Source organism: uncultured Bradyrhizobium sp. (assembly GCF_936928535.1).
GTDB lineage: Bacteria > Pseudomonadota > Alphaproteobacteria > Rhizobiales > Xanthobacteraceae > Bradyrhizobium.
In genome coordinates, this window is record NZ_CAKZHY010000078.1 from 19,140 (window position 1) to 40,696 (window position 21,557).

Annotated in this window: 17 protein-coding genes; 9 read left to right on the forward strand and 8 right to left on the reverse strand. The window is 64.8% G+C overall.

Annotated elements, in window-relative coordinates; genetic code table 11:
• Positions 1-41 precede the first annotated feature (41 nt).
• Positions 42-638, reverse strand: a complete 597-nt coding sequence (locus Q0687_RS12125; protein WP_298876609.1) for a beta-1-3, beta-1-6-glucan biosynthesis protein — start codon at positions 636-638, stop codon at positions 42-44.
• Between the two features lie 332 nt (positions 639-970).
• Here Q0687_RS12125 and Q0687_RS12130 point away from each other — a divergent pair, with 332 nt between their 5' ends.
• Positions 971-2,530 carry a beta-(1-6) glucans synthase gene (locus tag Q0687_RS12130; RefSeq protein WP_298876612.1) on the forward strand — a complete coding sequence of 520 codons (1,560 nt, stop codon included), beginning with the start codon at positions 971-973 and terminating at the stop codon, positions 2,528-2,530.
• Here the strand turns inward: Q0687_RS12130 and Q0687_RS12135 are convergent.
• The 3 genes from Q0687_RS12135 to Q0687_RS12145 all read right to left on the reverse strand — a co-directional run bounded on the left by Q0687_RS12135 (position 2,490) and on the right by Q0687_RS12145 (position 5,394).
• A complete protein-coding gene (locus Q0687_RS12135) occupies positions 2,490-2,870 on the reverse strand; it encodes a hypothetical protein (protein ID WP_298876615.1) in 381 nt (126 codons plus the stop codon). The two genes, Q0687_RS12130 and Q0687_RS12135, sit on opposite strands and share 41 nt — an antisense overlap.
• A gap of 468 nt (positions 2,871-3,338) precedes the next feature.
• Entirely contained in the window at positions 3,339-3,875 is a 537-nt protein-coding gene (locus Q0687_RS12140) for a hypothetical protein (protein WP_298876618.1), read from the reverse strand.
• Between the two features lie 94 nt (positions 3,876-3,969).
• Positions 3,970-5,394: a hypothetical protein gene (locus Q0687_RS12145; protein ID WP_298876621.1), complete on the reverse strand. Its 1,425-nt coding sequence runs from the start codon at positions 5,392-5,394 to the stop codon at positions 3,970-3,972.
• A 180-nt stretch (positions 5,395-5,574) separates the two neighbouring features.
• Here Q0687_RS12145 and glmU point away from each other — a divergent pair, with 180 nt between their 5' ends.
• Both glmU and Q0687_RS12155 read left to right on the forward strand, forming a co-directional pair.
• Complete coding sequence (gene glmU, locus Q0687_RS12150) at positions 5,575-6,930, forward strand: bifunctional UDP-N-acetylglucosamine diphosphorylase/glucosamine-1-phosphate N-acetyltransferase GlmU (RefSeq protein ID WP_298876675.1); 1,356 nt, start codon at positions 5,575-5,577, stop codon at positions 6,928-6,930.
• A gap of 24 nt (positions 6,931-6,954) precedes the next feature.
• Complete coding sequence (locus Q0687_RS12155) at positions 6,955-7,140, forward strand: hypothetical protein (RefSeq protein ID WP_298876624.1); 186 nt, start codon at positions 6,955-6,957, stop codon at positions 7,138-7,140.
• Between the two features lie 7 nt (positions 7,141-7,147).
• Here Q0687_RS12155 and Q0687_RS12160 read toward each other — a convergent pair whose 3' ends face one another.
• A complete protein-coding gene (locus tag Q0687_RS12160; RefSeq protein ID WP_298876627.1) occupies positions 7,148-7,369 on the reverse strand; it encodes a hypothetical protein in 222 nt (73 codons plus the stop codon).
• 222 nt (positions 7,370-7,591) lie between these two features.
• On the opposite strand from Q0687_RS12160, the gene glmS reads away from it, so the two are divergent.
• From glmS to panE, 4 genes are all read left to right on the forward strand, one after another.
• Entirely contained in the window at positions 7,592-9,418 is a 1,827-nt protein-coding gene (gene glmS / locus Q0687_RS12165; protein WP_298876630.1) for a glutamine--fructose-6-phosphate transaminase (isomerizing), read from the forward strand.
• Between the two features lie 79 nt (positions 9,419-9,497).
• Positions 9,498-10,268, forward strand: a complete 771-nt coding sequence (locus tag Q0687_RS12170) for a DUF502 domain-containing protein (RefSeq protein WP_298876632.1) — start codon at positions 9,498-9,500, stop codon at positions 10,266-10,268.
• A gap of 108 nt (positions 10,269-10,376) precedes the next feature.
• Complete coding sequence (locus Q0687_RS12175) at positions 10,377-11,234, forward strand: NAD(P)-dependent oxidoreductase (RefSeq protein ID WP_298876636.1); 858 nt, start codon at positions 10,377-10,379, stop codon at positions 11,232-11,234.
• A 64-nt stretch (positions 11,235-11,298) separates the two neighbouring features.
• Positions 11,299-12,228 carry a 2-dehydropantoate 2-reductase gene (gene panE / locus Q0687_RS12180; protein WP_298876638.1) on the forward strand — a complete coding sequence of 310 codons (930 nt, stop codon included), beginning with the start codon at positions 11,299-11,301 and terminating at the stop codon, positions 12,226-12,228.
• Here the strand turns inward: panE and Q0687_RS12185 are convergent.
• Both Q0687_RS12185 and recG read right to left on the reverse strand, forming a co-directional pair.
• Positions 12,225-13,934: a sensor histidine kinase gene (locus Q0687_RS12185; RefSeq protein ID WP_298876640.1), complete on the reverse strand. Its 1,710-nt coding sequence runs from the start codon at positions 13,932-13,934 to the stop codon at positions 12,225-12,227. The genes panE and Q0687_RS12185 overlap by 4 nt on opposite strands.
• 117 nt (positions 13,935-14,051) lie before the next feature.
• Positions 14,052-16,160 carry an ATP-dependent DNA helicase RecG gene (gene recG, locus Q0687_RS12190; RefSeq protein ID WP_298876643.1) on the reverse strand — a complete coding sequence of 703 codons (2,109 nt, stop codon included), beginning with the start codon at positions 16,158-16,160 and terminating at the stop codon, positions 14,052-14,054.
• A gap of 184 nt (positions 16,161-16,344) precedes the next feature.
• Here recG and Q0687_RS12195 point away from each other — a divergent pair, with 184 nt between their 5' ends.
• A complete protein-coding gene (locus Q0687_RS12195) occupies positions 16,345-16,635 on the forward strand; it encodes a succinate dehydrogenase assembly factor 2 (RefSeq protein WP_298876645.1) in 291 nt (96 codons plus the stop codon).
• Positions 16,632-20,150, forward strand: a complete 3,519-nt coding sequence (gene mfd / locus Q0687_RS12200; protein WP_298876648.1) for a transcription-repair coupling factor — start codon at positions 16,632-16,634, stop codon at positions 20,148-20,150. The genes Q0687_RS12195 and mfd overlap by 4 nt, the downstream gene beginning before the upstream one ends.
• A 104-nt stretch (positions 20,151-20,254) precedes the next feature.
• Here mfd and Q0687_RS12205 read toward each other — a convergent pair whose 3' ends face one another.
• Positions 20,255-21,478 (reverse strand): GGDEF domain-containing protein, encoded by a 1,224-nt coding sequence (locus tag Q0687_RS12205; protein WP_298876650.1) that lies wholly within the window; start codon positions 21,476-21,478, stop codon positions 20,255-20,257.
• Between the last annotated feature and the right edge of the window lie 79 nt (positions 21,479-21,557).

Below are 21,557 nucleotides of genomic sequence, written 5' to 3' on the forward strand. Positions count from 1 at the left end.
TCGCCGATCGTTCCTGAACGGAGGCTGAAGCCGGCCTGCGACTATTTGGACGGGGCCGGCGTCGGGCTGGCTGCGGGCGACGGGCTCGCTGCCGGCTGGGGCTGCGAGGCGCCGGCGGCCGGTGTGGGCGACGGGGCGGCGGCCGCGGTCGTCTGCTGCGGTTGCGCAGCCGGGTTGATCCAGCAAGCCTGGGTCAGATTGTTCAGGCTGTTCGGAACCTTGTCGTCGATCTGTGTGAGGAAGCGGGTCAGGCAGCGGAACGCGGCCTGGATGTGGCCGCCGGGGCAGCCGAAGCGATCGTAAAGATCGATGTGGCGGAAGGCGGTATCGAGGTCATCCCTGTACATCAACTGGACCGCGCGACGGCCGAGCCAGACGCATTCGGGATTACCGGCAGGACCGTTAATGGTGCGGGCAGCTTCGGCGAACTCGTCAGTCCGCTTCTGGTTTTGGTTCTGGGCGGCCTCCTTGGCGGCGTCGGCAGACTGGGCGGCGGCTTTGCCCTGGTCGGGGGCGGGCGTTCCGCTCTGGGCGGTGGCGCCACCGAGGCTGGCCAAAAGGAGAAGGGAGGAAACGGCCAACGAGGCGGCGAACTGCCGCAGGACCGCATTTCGTAACTCGAACACCCGTCGCCGCATGAATTCCCCAATGTCTCAGCCGTCCGCCCGCGCGGGAGGACCTCGCGGACGCCGGTCGTGATGGCGTCCAAATGGGTCTCCAATGCGGCGGAAAAGTCCCGCGGAATCCCATGGCCTGTATTTGGATTTTTGTCCAGCAAAGTCACGATCCTAAGGGATGGTCGATCGGCCGCAGTCCGATTCGTCGGGGAGAGGGTGTCTTCAACCTCGGTCACCCCCTTGGCAGACGGCGTGCGAGCAGGTAATCGACGGCTCCTTCGCGGAGGACGGAACAAATTTCTCTTCGTACGCCACTGGCGCTCCTGCTCGTCTCACTGGGTGCGATTGCTGCCGTGTGGTGGTGGCTTGCCACGCCGATCACGCTCGCGCGCGCCCCGATCGACCCCAATGACAAGGTCCAATGCGTCTCCTACGCGCCGTTCCGGGGCGAGCAGACGCCGCTGAATGCATGGACCCATATCGAGGCCGACCAGATCGAGCGGGATCTGCGCCAGCTCAAGGTGATCACCGACTGCGTCCGCACCTACTCCATTGAAAACGGGCTCGACCAGGTGCCGGCGGTGGCAGCCAAGGTCGGCGGGCTGAAAGTGATCCAGGGCATCTGGCTCGGCAGCAACCGCGCCAAGAACTTTGCGCAGGTGGCGACCGCGGTCCGCCTCACCAAGGAATTCCCCGACACCATCTCCGCGCTCGTCGTCGGCAACGAAGTGCTTCTGCGTGGCGAGATGACGACGCAGGACCTCATCGCGATCATCCGCTCGGTGAAGGCTCAGGTCACCGTGCCCGTGACCTATGCCGACGTCTGGGAATACTGGCTGAAGAATCGCGAGGTCTATGACGCCGTCGACTTCGTCACCATTCACATTTTGCCTTACTGGGAGGACATGCCGGTAAAGGCGAAATTCGCCTCCTCCCATGTCGAGGCGATCCGCGAGCGGATGGCGGTGGCGTTTCCCGACAAGGAGATCCTGATCGGTGAGACCGGCTGGCCGAGCGAGGGCCGCATGCGCGAGGGCGCGCTGCCCTCGCGCACTAACCAGGCGCGCGTCGTCTCGGAAATCCTGGCGCTCGCCAAGTCGCAGAAGTTTCGGGTCAATCTCATCGAGGCCTATGACCAGCCGTGGAAGCGGCGACTGGAAGGCACCGTCGGCGGCTATTGGGGTCTGCTCGATTCCGTGCGGCGTCAGCTGAAATATCCGCCGGGCGAGCCGATCAGCAATTTCCCGCTCTGGAAATGGTACATGGGGTCAGGCATGGGCCTCAGCGTGCTGGTGTTCGCGGTCGCCGGCATCACACTGCGGCGCCGGCCCTGGACGCCGCGCTTCTCGGCCTGGCTTGCCGTCGGCATCTCCGCGACATCGGCGGGCATCCTGCTCGGGATCGCCGCCGACAAGATGTATTACGAGAGCTACGGCTGGGGCGGCTGGCTGCAATGGGGCGCGCTGCTGCTTGCCGGCATTCTCTCGCCGATCTTCTGCGCGCAGGCGCTTGTCATTGGCCGCAACCTGCCGAGCTTCCTCGACCTGCTCGGTCCGCGCGAAGGCCGCAAATGGTCTAAGCTTTCGGCTGTGCTCGGCCTGACCCTGGCGGTGACTGCGGTGATCGCGGCCGAGACCGCGCTCGGCTTCGTTTTCGATCCGCGCTATCGCGACTTCCCTTATGCCTCGCTGACGATGGCGGTGGTGCCGTTCGCGCTGCTGATGCTGAACCGGCCGCAGATCGGCGTGCGGCCGATCGCGGAAGCGGTGTTCGCGGGGTTGCTGGCGGTGTCGGCGGTCTACGTGCTTCTGAACGAAGGCCGCGACAATTGGCAGGCGATGTGGACCTGCGCGATCTATCTCTTGTTCGCGCTCACGCTGTGGCGGGCGCGGGCCGAGCAAAGCCAAGGATAAGCAGGCCGATCGCAAGGCCCGCCAGCACGATGTTGTAGAGCACGATGCCGAGGCCGGCTGCAACCACGCCGAGCGCGAGCAGCACGATCGAGGGTCGCATCAGGTTCAGCGTCGCGATCACCAGCGCGACGATGCCAAACACCGAATTCTTGAACAGCGACGTCGACAGCGAGCGCGCCTTGCAGATCATGGTCTGCAAGCCGGCATCGCATGCGAGGGCGACTTGCGAGAACTCGATCGCGAGATAGCGCACATAGAGCGCCCAGCCGACGGTGACGAACCCGACGACGATGAGAAACTGGACCTGATAGGGCGTGAGGCGAAACGGCTTCTTTGTCATGGGCGCAATATGGTCGGGATGGCGAGAGGGAGCAACAGGCGGCGGGGCATTTTTACACCGGCGGCATGGCCTCGGCCCGCTGGCTTTTTGCTCCATCCCGCCCGCATCGGAACCGTAGCGATACGGATTTGCGAAAATTCTGACTTGGCCTAACGATCGACTTGAACGCGCGGGGCGTGATGGCTGATTCGATCAGGAGCTGATCACCTCGTTCAAGAGCGCGATGGTGAGGACGCGAGCGGGGTTGGCAATGGTCGATGCGTTGCAGATCAATTTTGCGCTTTGGGGCATGATCATCTGTGCGGCGATCAAGATCAGCCAGCTGATGGCCTTTTAGCGCAGCGCATCCGTCGCCAGATCGCAGCGCGCAAGCATGGACCTGAGCGAGCCCGGGCGTCGCTCGCGCAACTCTGGGCTTCGGCGCATCAGGCCGAGACGTCGCGGAATTCCCGCAGATCACCGCCGCCACTAATTGGCGAACGCATCGCCCTCTTGTGCCGAGCAGGAGGCGGGTCCCGCCGTCACGGACTCGAATTCGAGCATTTTCCCGGTTGCGTTGCTGCGTGTCGTTGCCACACCGCCGCCGGACTTGCCCGTCAGCACCTCGGCGCTGCAAGACGAGCCGCCATCGAAGGTGATCCGGATTCTGCGGCCGAGCCCGTGATTGTTGGCGGTCGAGATCAGTGTATTGCCCTGGAAGGTCACGGCGCCGGCATCCTCGGCGGTGCTTCCGGAGTAGCCGACCCGGTCCTTTGACCCCGAGACGCGTCCGTTGGAGGTCGTCGAGGTCAGCCGCTTGAACAATTGCCCCTTGGTGCTGATGTAGACGGTGTAGGAGAGCGGGACGGAGACGGATTTGAAGGCGCCTTCGCCTTGCACGCGCTGGCTCCGGGCTTCGTTCCAGCTCACGCGCAATGTCTTGCCGTAGAAGCTTTGCGGGGCTGCCTGCGCGCCGCAGGCTACGGTCATTCCGGCGATCACCATGAAGGATTTCAATCCACGCATTGAAAGTCATTCCTTCTGAAAAATGCAGGGTAAATTGACAGCCGCAGACGTGCAATGAAGTCTGCAGTCGACTGTCTCCCAGTTTACGAAGTCTCTATCGCCTGAAGAACGACGATATCGTCGAACTCGCGGACGCCGTCTCCGGCTTTGGCTGGGCCGCGGGCTGTGCCGCCGGCGCCGGCGCGGGCTCCTCGCGCTTCGACGAGCGTTTGGAATAGCTGCGACGATGCGGCTTCTCCGGCTTGGCGGCGGGAGCGGGCGGCGTCTCGGCCTGGGTCGCCGACTCCTGGTCCTTGCCCTTGTCTCCGTTCTTGTCCTGAGCCCTGTCTTGAGACTTCTCCTGTCCCTTGTCCTGACCCTTTTCCGAGCCACCACGCATCGACAGGCGCTGGCCGTCGAACACCGTGGTCTCGCAATGCCGGTCGCTTTCGGCAAGGCCCGCGCAGAGCTTTGCGGCGGCGGCGGCATTGATCAGCGGGCCGGCGCCGAGCCGGAGCTGCATGCCGAGGCCGTTCGAGCCTTCCTTGATCATGATGATCGGCCGGAGTGCGGCGACTTCGGGATTGGACTTGCTCAGCCCGCGCCAAAGCGCGCGCAAGCCGTCGACCGAGTTCGCACCGCCGAGCTCGATGGCAAAGCGCGTCTGCTGAACCGTGATGGCGGGGGCCTCGGCTTCTGCTGCCTCAGCCGGCTTGGCCGACGCCGCTGCGACTTCGGTTGGAGCTGGCGTCGGCTCGGGCTTCTTGTCGGCAGCCTTTTCGCTCGTGTCAGGCTGGATCAGTTTCGACGCGGCGGGATCGGGTGGGGCCATCATCGACCTCGATGGCACCAGAGGCAGGATCGCTCCTGCCGATGGCGTCACCGGCGCCTGCGGAACCAGCGAGGCGGCAGCCGCGGTTTGTGGCGGCGGGCCCGACTGATCTTTCGCAACCTCTTTCAAGCTGTCCTTGCTGGAATTGTCCTTGCTCGCGTTGTCCTTGGGCTCCTTGCCGGCAGTGGCGCGCGGCTTGTCGACCAGCGAGGCGGCCGTCGAGGCGACCGGCGCGACCTCCGGTGCCGGGGCGGCGGGCTGTACGGCGGCGAGAGGGGTGTCCTGCGGCTTCGAGGCCGGCGCTGGCTGCGATGTCGCGCTCTGCTTGGCAATGGCGCCGGTGACGGAATCGAGTCCCTGCTCGAGCACCGTGACACGTGAATAGAGCCGGTCCCGATCGCTGTTCAGCGTCTCGATGGCGGAGGCGAGGCGGCGGGCTTCGAGCTGGCTTTGCTTGGTCAGCACCTGAATTTGATCGGACTGGCGGACGAGATCGGCGGAGGCGACCTGGTCGCGCCGCCAGCCGAGCTGGGCCTGGTTGGCCATCACGGCGACCACGACGGCGCCGACGGCGGCGACACCCCATGAGCCCAGCCGCCACAGCATGCGACGATCGAACGCGCCTTCCTCGGCCAAAAGTCCGGAGAACAGCCCGCCGGTCTCCTTATCGCCGAAGGCATCCGCCAGTGGGTCGGAATCCTTTGCCATGAACGTTAAGTGCCCAGCCCTGTCTGGCTTCCCCGAATCAATCAAGGAACATTAACAGGAAAACCCACGCGCACTTGAATTCCGGGCGTTTGCGGGGGTAGCAAGGTGGAACGCCGAGGCGCCATCGACATGTCGCCCGTCGATGTGATGATCGATTCGGCCATATTTGACAGGATTGCGATGACCGTCCGCTCAAGCCTCACGATCGTGCTCGCCGCCGGCGAGGGCACACGCATGCGGTCGAACCTGCCGAAAGTGCTGCATCCCGTCGCTCACCAGACTTTGCTTGCCCATGTGCTCGGCGCTGCCCCGCAGGGAACCGGCACGGCGCTAGCGGTCGTGATCGGCCCCGATCATCAGGTGGTCGCGGACGAGGCCAGGCGTATCCGCCCCGACGCACTCATCTTCGTGCAGGCCGAACGGCTCGGCACGGCGCATGCGGTACTGGCGGCGCGTGAGGCCATCGCGCGCGGCGCGGACGATATCCTGATCGCCTTCGGCGATACGCCGCTGATCTCGGCGGAGACCTTCGCGAGGCTGCGCGCGCCGCTCGCTGGCGGGGCCGCGATCGCCGCGCTCGGCTTCTGCGCCAAGGATCCGACCGGCTATGGACGCTTCATCGTCGAGGGTAACAGGCTGGTCGCGATCCGCGAGCACGCCGATGCCAGTGCGGACGAGCGCAAGATCGATCTATGCAATGCCGGCGTGATGGCGATCGATGGCCGCCGCGCGCTCGCGATCCTCGACAGGATCGGCAATGCAAATTCCAAGGGCGAGTTTTATCTGACCGACGCGGTCGGCGTTGCCAGAGACAATGGATGGGAGTCCGTGGTGATCGAGACAAGCGAGGACGAAGTGCGCGGCATCAACACCAAGGCCCAGCTTGCCGAAGCCGAAGCCGTCATGCAGGCGCGGCTGCGCAAGGCAGCGATGGAGGCTGGCGTCACGCTGATCGCTCCCGAAACTGTCTTTCTCGCCGCCGACACCGTGTTCGGCAAGGATGTCACGATCGAGCCGTTCGTGGTGATCGGTCCTGGCGTGTCGATCGCCGATGGCACGCTGATCCATTCCTTCTCGCATATCGTCGGGACCACGCTCGGTAAGAAGGTATCGGTCGGGCCGTATGCGCGCTTAAGGCCCGGCACGTCGCTTGGCGACGGCGCGCGGATCGGCAATTTCGTGGAGACCAAGGCGGCGACGCTCGAGGCCGGCGTCAAGGTCAACCATCTCTCCTACATTGGAGATGCATCCGTCGGTGCCAATTCCAACATCGGCGCCGGCACCATCACCTGCAACTATGATGGCTTCAAGAAGCACAAGACGGTTATCGGGCAGGGCGCCTTCGTCGGCACCAATTCCTCGCTGGTCGCGCCGGTGAAGATCGGCAACGGCGCCTATATCGGCTCGGGCTCCGTGATCACACGCGATGTGCCCGACGATGCGATGGCGCTCGAGCGGAGCCAGCAGACCATCCGGGAAGGCGGCGCGGCGCGTTACCGCGAGATGAAGATGGGCGGAAAGAAAACGGAGAAGTAGCCGGAGACGTGGGCGCTGATCGCCGTGTCCTCCCGCTTTGTTCGTGACCTCGTCAGTTTCCTGATCGACACGCTCGTGACCGGGATGGGACGACTGCTCCTGTGGGAAATAGGCGAGCAGGATCCGCCGGAGATCGTGGCCCTCGTCATCGGGCCCGCGTTCTGGGCACTGCTCTTTTTCCTCCTCTGGGCCGCGACGATGGGATGGTGAGGCTTCGTTATTCGTCGTCGGCGAATTCGGAGAAGATGGCGCGGGTCAGGCGCCAGCCGCGCGGCTTGGCGCGCTTGATCGGTTCGCCCTCCGGATGCTTCACGAAAACAGGCTTGCTTTCCTTGCCGCGCTGGGGCGGCGGCCAATGCGCAAGGTGCGTGCCGGAGGTCTCACTGGCACGGATAAACATCGATGACCGACCTTTGCGGTCGGGCGTGGGGGCTTTCATGGCCTCGATCTCCAGGGCGGGAATCGTTGGCCAAACTTGTTGACATCAGGTTAATTCGCGCGGTTAAAGGCCGGCCACATCGACGCAGGCGAAAGCTCAGGTTGCGGTCCACGCTGTCTCAATCCGCAATAATTATTGAGTATCTGATTCCATGGGAATTTCGCTAAAAACCGAGCGCGTCGTTTAGGCGATTTTTCGACGATTTGGGGGATATTGATCCGCATGTGCGGGATTGTCGGCATTCTCGGGCGCGAGCCGGTTGCAGAGCAATTGGTGGATTCGCTCAAACGTCTCGAATATCGCGGTTATGACTCCGCGGGCGTCGCCACGCTCGAAGGCAAGCATCTGGCGCGCCGCCGCGCCGAGGGCAAGCTGAAGAACCTGGAGAAGCGGCTGGAAGCCGAGCCGCTGAAGGGCACGACCGGCATCGGTCACACCCGCTGGGCCACGCACGGCAAGCCGACCGTCAACAACGCCCATCCGCATGCGACCGATCGCGTCGCGGTCGTTCATAACGGCATCATCGAGAATTTCCGCGAGCTGCGCGAGGAGCTCGAGAGCAAGGGCACGGTGTTCCACACCGAGACCGACACCGAGATCGTGCTGCACCTGGTCGACGATCTCTTGAGCCGCGGCAACAAGCCGGTGGAAGCGGTCAAGCTGACGCTGGGGCGCCTGCGCGGCGCTTTCGCGCTCGGCTTCATCTTCGCCGGCGATGACGACCTCATGATCGGCGCCCGCAACGGCCCGCCGCTCGCGATCGGCTATGGCGACGGCGAGATGTATCTCGGCTCGGACGCGATCGCGCTCGGCCCGTTCACCGACACGATCAGCTATCTCGAGGACGGCGACTGGGTGGTGCTGACCCGCAAGGGCGCCACGATCTTCGACAAGGACGGCCAGGCCGTCGAACGCGACAAGATCAGGCACGCCGCCTCGACCTCCCTGGTCGACAAGGCGAACTACCGCCACTTCATGGCGAAGGAGATCCACGAGCAGCCGGAAGTGGTCGGCCACACGCTGGCGCGCTATGTCGACATGGCGACCGAGCGGGTCTCGCTGCCCGTGAAGCTGCCGTTCGACTTTAGGGATATCCAGCGCATCAACATCACGGCCTGCGGCACCGCGAGCTACGCCGGCATCGTTGCCAAATACTGGTTCGAGCGCTTTGCGCGTCTGCCGGTCGAGGTCGATGTCGCCTCCGAATTCCGCTATCGGGAAGCGCCGCTGCGTAAGGGCGATCTGGCGATCTTCATCTCGCAGTCCGGCGAGACCGCCGATACGCTGGCGGCGCTGCGCTACGCCAAGGCGGAGGGCGCACACACGATCGGCGTCGTCAACGTGCCGACCTCGACGATCGCGCGTGAGAGCGAGACCGTGCTGCAGACACTGGCAGGTCCCGAGATCGGCGTCGCCTCGACCAAGGCCTTCACTTGCCAGCTCATGGTGCTGGCAAACCTCGCCATCGCGGCCGGCAAGGCCAGAGGCGTCTTGTCCGATGAGGACGAGACCAGGCTCGTTCACGGCCTCGTCGAGATCCCGCGTCTGATGTCGGATGCGCTCACCACCGAGCTTCAGATCGAGAAGCTCGCGCACCGCATCGCCAAGTCTCGCGACGTGCTCTATCTCGGCCGCGGCACGAGCTATCCGCTGGCGCTCGAAGGCGCGCTGAAGCTGAAGGAGATCTCCTACATCCACGCCGAAGGCTATGCCGCCGGCGAGCTCAAGCATGGTCCGATCGCGCTGATCGACGAGACCATGCCTGTTGTCGTCATCGCGCCCTACGACCGTGTGTTCGAGAAGACCGTCTCCAACATGCAGGAGGTCGCCGCCCGCGGCGGCAACATCATCCTGATGACCGATGCCAAGGGCGCAGCGGAGGCGACGGTGAATTCGCTCGTCACCATCGTGATGCCCGATATGGCTGCGGCCTTCACGCCGATGGTCTACGCCGTTCCGGTCCAGCTGCTCGCCTATCATACGGCTGTCGTGATGGGCACGGACGTCGATCAGCCGCGCAACCTCGCGAAATCGGTGACCGTGGAATAGGCAGAAGGGATCAGGTCGCGCTCTTCCAAAACCTGCTAGAAGCCCCTAGCTTGGACGAAGCGACCGACTTGGAACCCGAATGACCACCCGCGACGACGCGCTTGCGCCTCTTGATCCCGCCCCGGAACCGCATACCGGCTTGATGGGCCGGTTTCGCAATTATTTCCTGACCGGGCTGATCGTCACCGGCCCGATTGCGATCACGCTGTATCTGGTCTGGTGGTTCGTGACCTGGGTCGACGGCGTGGTGCGGCCCTTCGTGCCGCTGGCCTACCGGCCGGAAACCTATCTGCCCTATGGCGTTCCCGGCTGGGGACTGATTGTCGCATTCTTCACGCTGACGCTGGTCGGCTTCCTCGCGGCGAACCTGATCGGCCGCACGCTGGTCGATGTCGGTGAGACCTTCCTCGGCCGCATCCCGGCGGTGCGCGCCATCTATCGCGGCCTGAAGCAGGTGTTCGAGACGTTGTTCTCGGGCAAGGGATCGAGCTTCCGCAAAGTGGGCCTCGTCGAGTTTCCGTCGCCCGGCATGTGGTCGATCGTGCTGATCTCTCAATCGCCGAACGAAGAGGTCTCGCGTAGCCTGCCGGGGCAGGAGGAACATGTCTCGGTGTTTCTGCCGTGTTCGCCGAACCCGACCACCGGATTCTTCTTCTACGTGCCCAAGAGCAAGATCATCGAGGTCGACCTCAGCGCCGAGGATGCCGCAACGCTGATCATGTCGGCCGGCGTGGTGCAGCCCGGCTCGGCGCCCGACCCGAAGAAGGCCGCCGCGCTTGCGGGCATGGCCAATGCCGCGCGCATTGCCAATGCCTCCACGCTCCAGCCCGAGGCTGCGAAGGCGGAGTAGGGCTATTCCCCCGCGGGATAGCCTGCGGTCAGGCGGGCGCTGGCGTCCTCTGCTATTGTTCCGGTCGGCCCGAGCGTTGCGCTTGGAAGTCGAACTGGAGTGCCCCTGATGTCGAAGACCATTGCGATCCTCGCGCCCGGTGCCATGGGCAGTGCGGTGGCCCGTCGCCTGAGCGAGAACGGCGCGCGCGTGCTGACGTCGCTGAAGGGACGTAGTAAGGCGACGCAAAAACGCGCGGCGGATGCGGGCATGATCGGCGCCGAGGACGATGCGATCGCGGATGCCGATATCATTCTCTCGATCGTGCCGCCGGGCGAGGCAGAGGCACTCGCGGAGCGGCTCGCCGCATTGCTGGTCAAGCGCAACAAGAAGCCGGTCGTGGTCGACTGCAACGCTGTCAATGTCACCACGGTGAAGCGGATCGAGGAAATCATCGGTTCGGCCCAGGCGCCTTTCGTCGATGGCGGCATCATCGGCTTCCCGCCGCAACCGGGGGCTAAGAGCCCGGCCTTCTACATGTCCGGCGAGCATGCCGGGGACGTTGCCGTGCTCAGGGATTTCGGGCTCGACATACGCATCGTCGAAGGTCCGGTCGGTGCGGCTTCCGCGCTGAAAATGTCCTATGCCGGCATCGTCAAGGGTCTGGCCGGTATCGGCTCGGCCATGGTGATCGCGGCGACCAAGGCGGGGGCCGCGGAAGGGCTGCGCGACGAGCTCGCGCTCAGCCAGCCCGCGATCCTGGCGCGGCTCGAGGTTGCACTGCCCGACATGATCCCGAAGGCCTATCGCTGGGTCGCGGAGATGCACGAGATTGCCGGCTTCCTCGGGCCCGATCATCCGGCGAGCCAGATCTACCAGGGTTTTGCCAAATGGTTCGAGCATCTGACCGCCGATGCGAAGGGCGAGGCGGTCGATGCATCACTGCTGAAGGCGTTCGCGGCGGTTGCCGCGAAGAAAAAAGCCTGATCTTCACTTGTTTCGCGGCCAAAGCGTTGGCTGATCTGGTCGCCAATATGACGCAGGAGTTCGAATGAGAGTGCTGGTGATCGGCGCGGGCGCGCTCGGAGGCTATTACGGGGCCTGCCTGGTCCGAGCGGGCGCCGACGTGACGTTTCTGGTGCGATCCGCCCGCGCCGAGCAATTGCGGCTGGTTGGACTGCAGGTCAAAAGGCCGCACGGCGATTTCACCGTGCAGCCGAAGATATTGATGACGAGTGAGCTCAAGGAGCCCTTCGACGTCGTGCTCGTCGGCGTGAAGGCCTATTCGCTCGACGATGCGATGGCCCAGTTCGCTCCGGCCGTCGGCGCGAACACGATGGTTTTGCCCATCCTGAACGGGTTGAAACATATCGACGCCCTGACGGCGCGGTTCGGTGCTGAGCCGGTTCTCGGTGGGCTCGCCAATGTCAGTGCCGGCCTCGACGCGGACGGCCGTGTCGTTCAGTTCATGGCCAACCAGACCATCGTGTTCGGCGAGACCAAGGGGTCGCTGAGTGAGCGCACACTTGCGCTGGAGAAGCTGTTCCAAGTGCCCGGCATCGACGTGCGCGCCAGCGAAGCGATCATGCAGGACATGTGGGAGAAGTTCGTCCAGCTCTCGACGCTCGCCGGCATCACCTGCCTGATGCGCGCCAGCATCGGGGACATCCTGTCTGTGCCGAACGGCGAGCAATCGATCTTCCGCCTGTTCGCGGAATGTTGCGCTGTGGCGACGTCGTCAGGTTTCGAGCCGCGTGCGCCGTTCATCGAGTTCGACCGAAAACTGTTCACGACCTTGGACTCGCCGCTCAAGGCCTCGATGCTGCGTGACATCGAGCGCGGCTCGATGACTGAGTCTGAACATATCCTGGGCGATATGGCCAATCGGGCGCGCAAGCTGAATATCGACACGCCGCTGCTGGATCTCGCACGGGCGCATGTCGCGGCCTACGAGGTTGGACGCCGCAGAGCTTCAGCCTAGCTCGCTTCCATCAACGTCACATCTTGGTCGACCCGGTCGATCGACCAGAACTGCATCACGCAACGAAGCCCGCCAGGATTGAAATCCAGGCTGACAGACCACCCGGCTTCGCCGGCAAACATGCCGGTGATCATCTTCGTTCCGAAGCCGCGGCGGGTCGGCTTGCGGACCAGCGGGCCCTCCCGTTCAGCCCAGGACATGCGCACCAGGCCGGTCTCGTCGACGGTCCAGGATATTTGCAGCTTGCCCGATGGCACCGAGAACGCGCCGTATTTTGCGGCGTTCGTGCTGAGCTCCTGGAGTGCGGCCGAGATCGCCAGGGTAAGCTTGGGCGGCAACAGAATATCGGGACCGTCGATTTCGAGACGTTCAGGGCCGGCGTAGGGGGCCAAGGTCTGTCTCACAATCGATACCAGGCTGACGCCGACCCAGTTGTTTTCAGTGAGAAGATTGTAGGCCTGCGAGAGAGCCAGAAGGCGCCCTTCGAAGGCGGCTGCGTATTCGTCGAGATCGCTTGAGCTGGCCCGTGACAGGCGCGCGATCGATTGGACGGTGCCAAGCGTGTTCTTCACCCGATGATTGATCTCGTCCAGCAGCGCCTTCTGCTGCTTCAAGGCGTCGGCAAGTTCGCCGCCGACCTGATGCAGCACCTTCTTCATCCTGTTGACTTCGCTGATCGTGCCCAGCTTCGGAGCAAGTACGCCCGAGCGCAAACCGCCAACATATCGTTCCAGATCGGCGAATTCGGCGAGGAAGCGGCGGGACAGCAATCGCGCCAGCGCCAATCCGAGTGCCATCGTGAAGAGAGTGAGCGCAATGATCCATTCGGCCGTCCGATGCAGCGGGCCATCGATGATCTCACGGGGAACGGCAAGATTGATCGACCAACCGCTCTGATTGGATCGCAACAGCGATGTGTAGGTCGGAATGCCTGTCCGCGATACGGCTTTGATCCACCAGGCGAAAGGCTGCCCGACATGGGCCCTCACGTCGGGAATGGTTGGCTGGCCCACCAGATCGTCGCCGTCCATCAAAGGCCGCCGCGCCAGCAGAATTCCGTTCGCGTCAATAATGCTGCCGACCATTCCGGCGGAGACGTATTCGTCCATCAACGAGGAAAGATATTTGGTCGATAGTCCGATGTTGAGTGCGTAACGGATGTCGCCGCCGATGCGAACCGGAACGGCGATCGTGACAATGGGCTGACCGTCGACCACGGCACGCTGAAGTCCGGACACCTGTGGTTGGCCGGTTTCGATCGCCCGGCGTTCGACGTCGAACGCGACGCGCTTCGGCAGGGAGGCATCGAGTTCTAGCCGCGTGTTGACGACCTGCTGGCCATCGGGCTCGTAGAGCGCAATGGCCACCCCGCCGATCAGATTCACCGCCTCGATGGCATGTTCTCTGAACTCCGCGAAATTCTGCCGCGAGAGCGAGGGCGACAGAGCGAGGACCTGCAGGTCCTCGATGATGTTCGCCAACCGTAGCTCTGCCGCATTGCGCATGAGGCGGAGCCTGTCTTCATATTCAGCCCTGGTGAGTTGGGAGGATTCCGCCACGAAATGATAGGCAAGAAAAGCCGCGCAGGCCGCGACGGGAATTGCAGTGCTGAGCGCGAGCAGCAGCAGATAGGTAGAAACTGACCAGGTCCGAAGCGATCGCCTGATCCATCGTCCGGTTCGACGCCGCAAGGCACGCACACTCATCCCCCAAAGCCACGCCTGCATGGACAAGCTGATTCCTTTCAAGGTACCGGCTCGGTAGCGGCTCGCAATACCGGTCTGTGGGAACCGATTGAGGGAACTTTTGTTCCAAGATCGCGGTCAGCCCGCTCCGATCAGCGGGATCGCCTCGTCCCGCTCGTAGAGATACAGCAGGCACCGCAGCGCCTCGCCGCGCTCGCCTTTCAGCTTCGGGTCGTCTTTCATGATGCGCAGCGCCTCGTCTCGAGCCTGCGTGATCAGCTGGCTGTGCACCTCCGAGCGCGCGATGCGGTAGCCGGGCAGGCCGCTCTGGCGCACCCCCAACACATCGCCTTCGCCGCGCAGCTTCAGGTCCTCCTCGGCAATACGAAAGCCGTCGGTGGTCTCGCGGATCACTTTCAGTCGTGCCTTCGACATTTCGCCGAGCGGCTCGCTGTAGAGCAGGATGCAGGTCGAGGCCTCCGAGCCGCGGCCGATGCGGCCGCGGAGCTGGTGGAGCTGGGCGAGGCCAAAGCGCTCGGCATTCTCGATCACCATGATCGTCGCCGCCGGTACGTCGACGCCGACTTCGACGACGGTCGTCGCGACCAGAAGTCCGATCTCGTGGGCCGCGAACTGCCCCATGACGCGGTCTTTCTCGGTGCCTTTCATCTGGCCATGGACCAAACCGACACGATCGCCGAAGCGTTTCTGCAGGCTTTCGAAGCGTTTGGTCGCATTGGTGAGGTGCTCGGTGCCCTCGGCCTCGGATTCCTCGACCAGCGGGCAGATCCAGTAGACCAGCTTGCCCGACTCCAGCGCGCGGCCGACGCCGTCCATGACCTCGCCGAGGCGGCTCATGGCGACGGCGCGGGTGTCGATCGGCTGGCGGCCGGCGGGCTTTTCACGCAGCTCGCTGATGTCCATGTCGCCGAAATAGGTCAGCACCAGCGTGCGCGGGATTGGCGTTGCGCTCAGCACGAGAACATCGACCGCTTCGCCCTTCGAGGTCAGCGCCAGCCGCTCGCGCACGCCAAAACGATGCTGCTCGTCGACGATGGCAAGGGCGAGGTCGTGAAAGATCACGTCGTCCTGGATCAGCGCATGAGTACCGACGAGGAGGTCGATCTCTCCGGCTTCGAGCTGCGCCAGCAGCTCGCGCCGCTCCTTGCCCTTTTCGCGGCCGGTGAGGATCGCAACCCGCATGCCGGCGCGCTCGGCGAGCGGCGCGATGGTCTTGATGTGCTGGCGCGCCAGGATTTCGGTCGGGGCCATCAGCGCGGCCTGCTTGCCGACTTCGGCGACGGCCGCAGCGGCCAGCAGCGCCACCACGGTCTTGCCGGACCCGACATCGCCCTGGAGCAGGCGGAGCATGCGCACGGGCTGCTTCAGATCGTCGGCAATGGCCGCCGCGGCGTTGCGCTGGGAGGGTGTCAGCGCATAGGGCAGGGCGTCGATGATCTTGTTGCGCAATTGCCCATCGCCGGCGTTGCGCACGCCGGCAGGCCGCCGCAGCTGCGCGCGGATCAGCGCGAGCGCGAGCTGGCCCGCCAGCAACTCGTCGAAAGCAAGGCGCGACCAGTAGCGCTGATCGGGCAGGATGTCCGTGAGCTCGATCGGCTGATGCACGCGGTTGAGTGCTTCCGCGATGGGTGGGAAATCGCAGCGGCGCAGCACCTCCGGGCTGATCCATTCGGGGAGCGGCGGAAGCTTCTGCAAGGCCTGCGCGATGGCGCGGCGGAGCGAGCCGAGGGCGAGCCCCTCGGTGAGCGGATAGACCGGATCGATCCCGGAGAGTTTTGCGATCGCCTCCTCGTCCAGCACGCGGTCGGGATGCACGATCTGCGGGATGCCGTCGTACATTTGGAGCGTGCCGGAGACGAAGCGCTTCTCACCCATCGGCAACAGCTTCTCGACATAGCCGGGCTTGGCGCGGAAGAAGGTCAGAACCACATCGCCGGTATCGTCGCTGGCATAGACCAGATACGGCGCGCGCGCATTGCGCGGCGGAGGCGGGCGGTGACGGTCGACGGTGACCTCCAGCGTCACCATGGTTCCAACGCTGGCGTCGCGGATCCTCGGCCGGGCCCGGCGGTCGATCACCTGGCTCGGCAGATGCAAAAGCAGGTCGACCAGCCGCGGCGTCTCGCTCCGGCTGAGCAGATATTGCAGCAGCTTGTCCTGCTTCGGACCGACGCCGGGCAGGCTGGTCACGGGAGCAAACAGCGGATTGAGCAGGCTGGGGCGCATGGGGGCGAATCTAGGATCGTTTCGGCCCGTCATGCCCGGCTTTATGCCGGGCATCCACGTCTTTTTTCGCCGGCCGCCAGCGGGTGCGGCCATGCCAAATCGAGGGCTGACACCGGCAGTTCCAGTGGCTATATCACCCCGGCCCGGCACGTCCGGGCTTTCGGCGTTTGACTGGATTTGAGACATGACGGGAACGACACGATCGAGCGACGGGCTGGACGATCGCCGCAAGCGGCTTCTGTTCCGCTGCTGGCACCGCGGCACGCGCGAGATGGATTTGATCCTCGGCCGCTTCGCGGACGCCGAGATCGGCAAGCTGTCCGACGCGGAGCTGACCGAGCTCGAGACCCTGCTCGAGGTCAACGATCCCGATCTCTATGCCGCCATCACGGGTGACAAGGTGCTGCCAGCAGATGTCACCGGCGCGCTGTTCGCCCGCATCAAGGCCTATCCGATCGCGGACGGCAATTTATGAAGCAGGGGATGAAATCTCCGGCCGAGCTGCTCACGCCCGGCCGCGCGCAGACGCTTGCCAATGTCGCGGAAGGAGCGGAGGGCCTGATCGTCTCCGATCTCGCGCGCGCCATCGCGGCGCGGCCGAAGAAGCCGGCGGTCAGCCTTGCGGTGGTCTGCCGCGACGGCGGGCGCATGCAGCAACTCGAACGCGCGCTGCAGTTCTTCGCGCCCGATCTGCCGGTGCTGACCTTTCCCGCCTGGGACTGCCAGCCCTATGACCGCGTCTCGCCGCACGGCGGCATTCTGGCGCAACGCCTGACCACGCTGGCCCGGCTCGCCGCGCTCACCGGCAGCGACAAGCCGCTGATCGTGCTGACGACCGTGAATGCCGTCGTGCAGCGCGTGCCGGCGCGCGAGCTGGTCGCAGCGCAGGCGCTGTCGGTCGCGCCCGGCAACGTGGTGCCGATGGACACCATCGTCGCCTGGCTGGAGCACAACGGCTACAACCGCTCCTCGACCGTGCGCGAACCCGGCGAATATGCCGTGCGCGGTGGCATCCTCGATCTGTTTCCGGCCGGCCTCGAGCAGCCTGTTCGCTTCGACTTCTTCGGCGACAGCCTGGAATCGATCCGGTCCTTCGATGCCGAAACCCAGCGCACGCTGCTCGACATGCGCTCGCTCGATCTCGTCCCGATCTCCGAATTCCAGCTCGTCACCGACACGATCCGCCGGTTCCGCATGGGCTATGTCGCCGAATTCGGCGCGCCCGAGCGCGACGACGCGCTGTACGAAGCGGTCAGCGAAGGCCGCCGCCATCCCGGCATGGAGCACTGGCTGCCGCTGTTCCAGGACCGCATGGACACGCTGTTCGACTATCTGCAAGGCGCAGCTGTCGCCATCGAGCCGCAGGCCGAGGATGCCGTCCGCGAGCGCTTCAAGCAGATCCAGGACTATTACGAGGCCCGCCGTGACGCGATGGAGCATCCGGGCGGCGGCGCCATCTACAAGCCGCTGCCACCCGACCGGCTCTATCTCACCGAGGAGGAATGGGGCAAGCGCGAACGCGACATACCGTTGGTTCGGCTGACCGCCTTCTCCGTACCGGCCGACGGCACGAGCGTCGTCGACGCCGGCGCGCGCAAGGGCCGCGATTTCGCGCCCGAGCGTAACGACTCGACAGTCAACGTGTTTGAATCCGTCGTCGCGCATGTGATGGGCTTGCAGGCGAGCCGCAAGAAGGTCGTGATCGCGCTGTGGAGCGAAGGCTCGCGCGACCGCATGACCTCGATGCTGCGCGACCACAAGCTGACGCACACCACCAGTGTCAACAGCTGGCGGACGGTGCAGGCGACCCCGCGCAACGAAACCATGCTCGCCGTGCTTGGCCTCGAGAGCGGTTTCGAGACCGACGAGATCGCACTCATCAGCGAGCAGGATATTCTCGGCGATCGCCTGGTGCGGCCGCGCAAGGCGAGCCGGAAGCTCGACAATTTCATCTCTGAGGTCACGAGCCTCACGGCCGGCGACATCGTCGTCCACGTCGATCACGGCATCGGCCGCTTCATCGGCCTGCAGACCCTCGACGTCGCGGGCGCGCCGCATGACTGTCTCGAGCTGCATTATGCCGCCGAGACGAAGCTGTTCCTCCCCGTCGAGAATATCGAGCTGCTGTCGCGCTACGGCTCCGACCAGACCACGGTCGAGCTCGATCGTCTCGGCGGAAGCGGCTGGCAGAGCCGAAAGGCCAAGCTCAAGAACCGCATCCGTGAGATCGCGGGCGAGCTGATCAAGATCGCGGCTGCGCGTCATCTGCACGAGGCGCCGAAACTGCCGGTACAGCAGGGTCTCTATGACGAGTTCTGCGCACGCTTCCCCTATGATGAGACCGAGGACCAGCTGGGCGCCATCGAGTCCACGCTGAAGGATCTCGAGCTCGGCCGCCCCATGGACCGGCTGATCTGCGGCGACGTCGGCTTCGGCAAGACCGAGGTGGCGCTCCGCGCGGCCTTCGCCGTCGCGCTCGAAGGCAAGCAGGTCGCGGTCGTGGTGCCGACCACGCTGCTGGCGCGCCAGCACGCCAAGACCTTCACCGAACGCTTCAAGGGCTTTCCGGTGAACGTGGCGCAAGCCTCGCGCCTGGTCGCGACCAAGGAGCTGAACCAGGTCAAGAAAGGCATTGCCGACGGTTCGGTCGACATCGTCGTCGGTACCCACGCGCTGCTCGGCAAGGCCATCAAGTTCCGCGATCTCGGCCTCGTCATCGTCGACGAGGAGCAGCATTTCGGCGTGACCCACAAGGAGCGGCTCAAGGCGTTGCGTTCCGAGGTGCACGTGCTGACGCTGTCGGCGACGCCGATCCCGCGCACGCTGCAACTGGCCCTGACCGGCGTCCGCGAGCTCTCGATCATTGCCTCGCCCCCGGTCGACCGCCTCGCGGTCCGCACCTTTGTCGCCCCGCACGATCCCCTGATGATCCGCGAGGCGCTGCTGCGCGAGCGCTATCGCGGCGGCCAGGCCTTCTACGTGGTGCCGCGCATCGACGACCTCGCCGAGGTCAAGGATTTCCTCGACAAGAACGTGCCGGAGATGAAGGTCGCGGTCGCGCATGGCCAGATGCCGCCGGCCGTGATCGAGGACATCATGACTGCGTTCTACGACGGCAAGTTCGACATCCTGCTGTCGACCACGATCGTCGAATCCGGCCTCGACATCCCCAATGCCAATACGCTGATCGTACATCGCGCCGACATGTTCGGTCTCGCCCAGCTCTACCAGCTCCGCGGCCGTGTCGGCCGGTCCAAGCTGCGCGCCTATGCGCTGTTCACGCTGCCGGCGCAGCAAAAGATCACGGCGCAGGCGGAACGGCGGCTCACCGTGCTGCAGTCGCTGGAGACGCTAGGCGCCGGCTTCCAGCTCGCCTCCCACGACCTCGATATCCGCGGCGCCGGCAATCTGCTCGGCGAGGAGCAGTCGGGCCACATCAAGGAGGTCGGCTTCGAGCTCTACCAGTCGATGCTGGAGGAGGCGATCGTCAACCTCAAGGCCGGCGTGTCCGAGCCCGCTGCCGACCGCTGGTCGCCGAGCATTACCATCGGCATGCCCGTGCTCATTCCCGAGGATTACGTCGGCGATCTCTCGGTGCGGCTGTCGCTGTACCGCCGCCTTGCCGATCTCGACAGCGAGGAGGAGATCGAAAATTTTGGCGCCGAGATGCGCGACCGCTTTGGCGTGCTGCCGGACGAGGTGCGCTACCTCTTCAAGGTTGCCGCGATCAAGGCGTTCTGCCGTCAGGCCAATGTCGAGAAGATCGACGCGGGCCCGAAGGGCGCCGTCATCACCTTCCGCGACAATTCCTTCGCCTATCCCGATCGCCTGGTGTCCTTCATCAAGAGCCACGGCCAGGCCGCGAAGGTGCGGCCCGACATGAAGGTGGTGTTCCTGCAGGATTGGGAGACGCCGGAAGAGCGTCTCGCCGGCACCACCGAGATCATGCGGCAGCTGGCGCAGCTCGCGCAGAAAAAGAAAGCGGCGTAGACGGTGCCGTAGGGTGGATTAGCGAAGCGTAATCCACCAACGGTGCTGCAGCGGAGACAGAAGCGGTGGATTACGCCTTCGGCTAATCCACCCTACGAGAGCCGTTACGACGCCGCCCTCGACGCGTCCGCGGACAGCCGCCCCAGCAGTGACCTTGCCGTATCCGACGGAGACAGCGAATCCACTGATACCACGGGATCGCTGCGCATCTCGTGCTTGCCATTGGACGTGTGCTTCATCACGGCCGACAGGCGTCGCGCGATCATGTGCGCCGTGCGGAAATCGGTCTCGGCGAACACCACGATGACAGAGCCGTCCTTCTGCGCCGCGCCAAAGTCCATCTGCCGCATCAGGCGGCTGAGGATGCGGGCGGCATCGAGCTGCGCGCGGGGATTGCCGGGATCGAAGGCGAAGCGCGCCACCGATAGGCCGCCACCGCGGGAGAGCGTCTGCTCAACCGCCTTGGCGAAGTCGCGGGCGAAGGCTTCGACCGTGAGCAGGCCGCTGCGCGGATCGAGCCAGCCGCCGGCGTCGATCGAGCGCAGCGTGCGGCTCAGTTGCGCTTCCATCGCGTGCTGGCGGATCAATGGCAGCCCGTTGGCCGCGACCTTGGCGGGCTCGCCCGCGATCAGCTCGAGATTGGGCAGGTCGTAGGTCTGGGTGAGCTGGTGCGCGGTGACGACAACGGGCAGGTTGCGGAAGCGCGTGTCCTCGGCGAGCACCGTGAGGAAAGCGTCGGTGACGCGCGGGGTGAAACCGTCGGACAGAACGACACCGTCGATGTCGCGCGTATTAAGGTGCTTGGCGGCAGCCTCGATCGAGAGCGCGCCGACGACGCCGGTGCGTTCGCCGAGCGCGACTGACAGCGCAGGATAGGCCGCGCCGCGGCCGATCAAGAGCACGACGGCATCGCGCACCGGATCGGCGTCCGGCAGCGCGACCTTCACCTCCGGCAGGCGGCGCAGCACGGTCGCGTGCAACGTGCGGATGCGGATCGCGGCGCGCAAGCGTGCGATCAGGCGTTCGGCAGCGTTGCCGCGTGTGGCAAACGGCAGCGCGTTGTGGGGCAGCGTCGTTTGCGCATCCAGCGCGACCAGCGGGAGATACAGCGGCTGATCGGCGATCTTCTTCGCGAGCAGGGGCATGTATGGCTCATGCCCGCCAGACATCGCCACAAGGACGGCGGCCGGCTGCACCTCTTCCACGGCGCGTACGGCGCTTGCCCAATCGCTATCGACAACCGGAAACAGACGGGCCTCGTCCAGCGCCGCAATGAAAGCCGGGCGCTCGGAATTGGACACAAAGAGGATCGGGCCCGCTTGGGACATCAGGAAACTCTGATCACGCAATCGATGCTGCGCAATCTAGTCCGGTCGCCTTAATGCAGCGTCAATGTTCCCCGCGAAA

Coding starts and splice junctions, on each gene's coding strand:
- Q0687_RS12145 (WP_298876621.1), bottom strand. CDS start 5,394: ATGGCAAAGGATTCCGACCCACTGGCGGATGCCTTCGGCGATAAGGAG.
- Q0687_RS12185 (WP_298876640.1), bottom strand. CDS start 13,934: ATGAGTGTGCGTGCCTTGCGGCGTCGAACCGGACGATGGATCAGGCGA.
- Q0687_RS12195 (WP_298876645.1), top strand. CDS start 16,345: ATGACGGGAACGACACGATCGAGCGACGGGCTGGACGATCGCCGCAAG.
- Q0687_RS12175 (WP_298876636.1), top strand. CDS start 10,377: ATGTCGAAGACCATTGCGATCCTCGCGCCCGGTGCCATGGGCAGTGCG.
- glmS (WP_298876630.1), top strand. CDS start 7,592: ATGTGCGGGATTGTCGGCATTCTCGGGCGCGAGCCGGTTGCAGAGCAA.
- recG (WP_298876643.1), bottom strand. CDS start 16,160: ATGCGCCCCAGCCTGCTCAATCCGCTGTTTGCTCCCGTGACCAGCCTG.
- Q0687_RS12135 (WP_298876615.1), bottom strand. CDS start 2,870: ATGACAAAGAAGCCGTTTCGCCTCACGCCCTATCAGGTCCAGTTTCTC.
- mfd (WP_298876648.1), top strand. CDS start 16,632: ATGAAGCAGGGGATGAAATCTCCGGCCGAGCTGCTCACGCCCGGCCGC.
- Q0687_RS12160 (WP_298876627.1), bottom strand. CDS start 7,369: ATGAAAGCCCCCACGCCCGACCGCAAAGGTCGGTCATCGATGTTTATC.
- glmU (WP_298876675.1), top strand. CDS start 5,575: ATGACCGTCCGCTCAAGCCTCACGATCGTGCTCGCCGCCGGCGAGGGC.
- Q0687_RS12170 (WP_298876632.1), top strand. CDS start 9,498: ATGACCACCCGCGACGACGCGCTTGCGCCTCTTGATCCCGCCCCGGAA.
- panE (WP_298876638.1), top strand. CDS start 11,299: ATGAGAGTGCTGGTGATCGGCGCGGGCGCGCTCGGAGGCTATTACGGG.
- Q0687_RS12125 (WP_298876609.1), bottom strand. CDS start 638: ATGCGGCGACGGGTGTTCGAGTTACGAAATGCGGTCCTGCGGCAGTTC.
- Q0687_RS12205 (WP_298876650.1), bottom strand. CDS start 21,478: ATGTCCCAAGCGGGCCCGATCCTCTTTGTGTCCAATTCCGAGCGCCCG.
- Q0687_RS12140 (WP_298876618.1), bottom strand. CDS start 3,875: ATGCGTGGATTGAAATCCTTCATGGTGATCGCCGGAATGACCGTAGCC.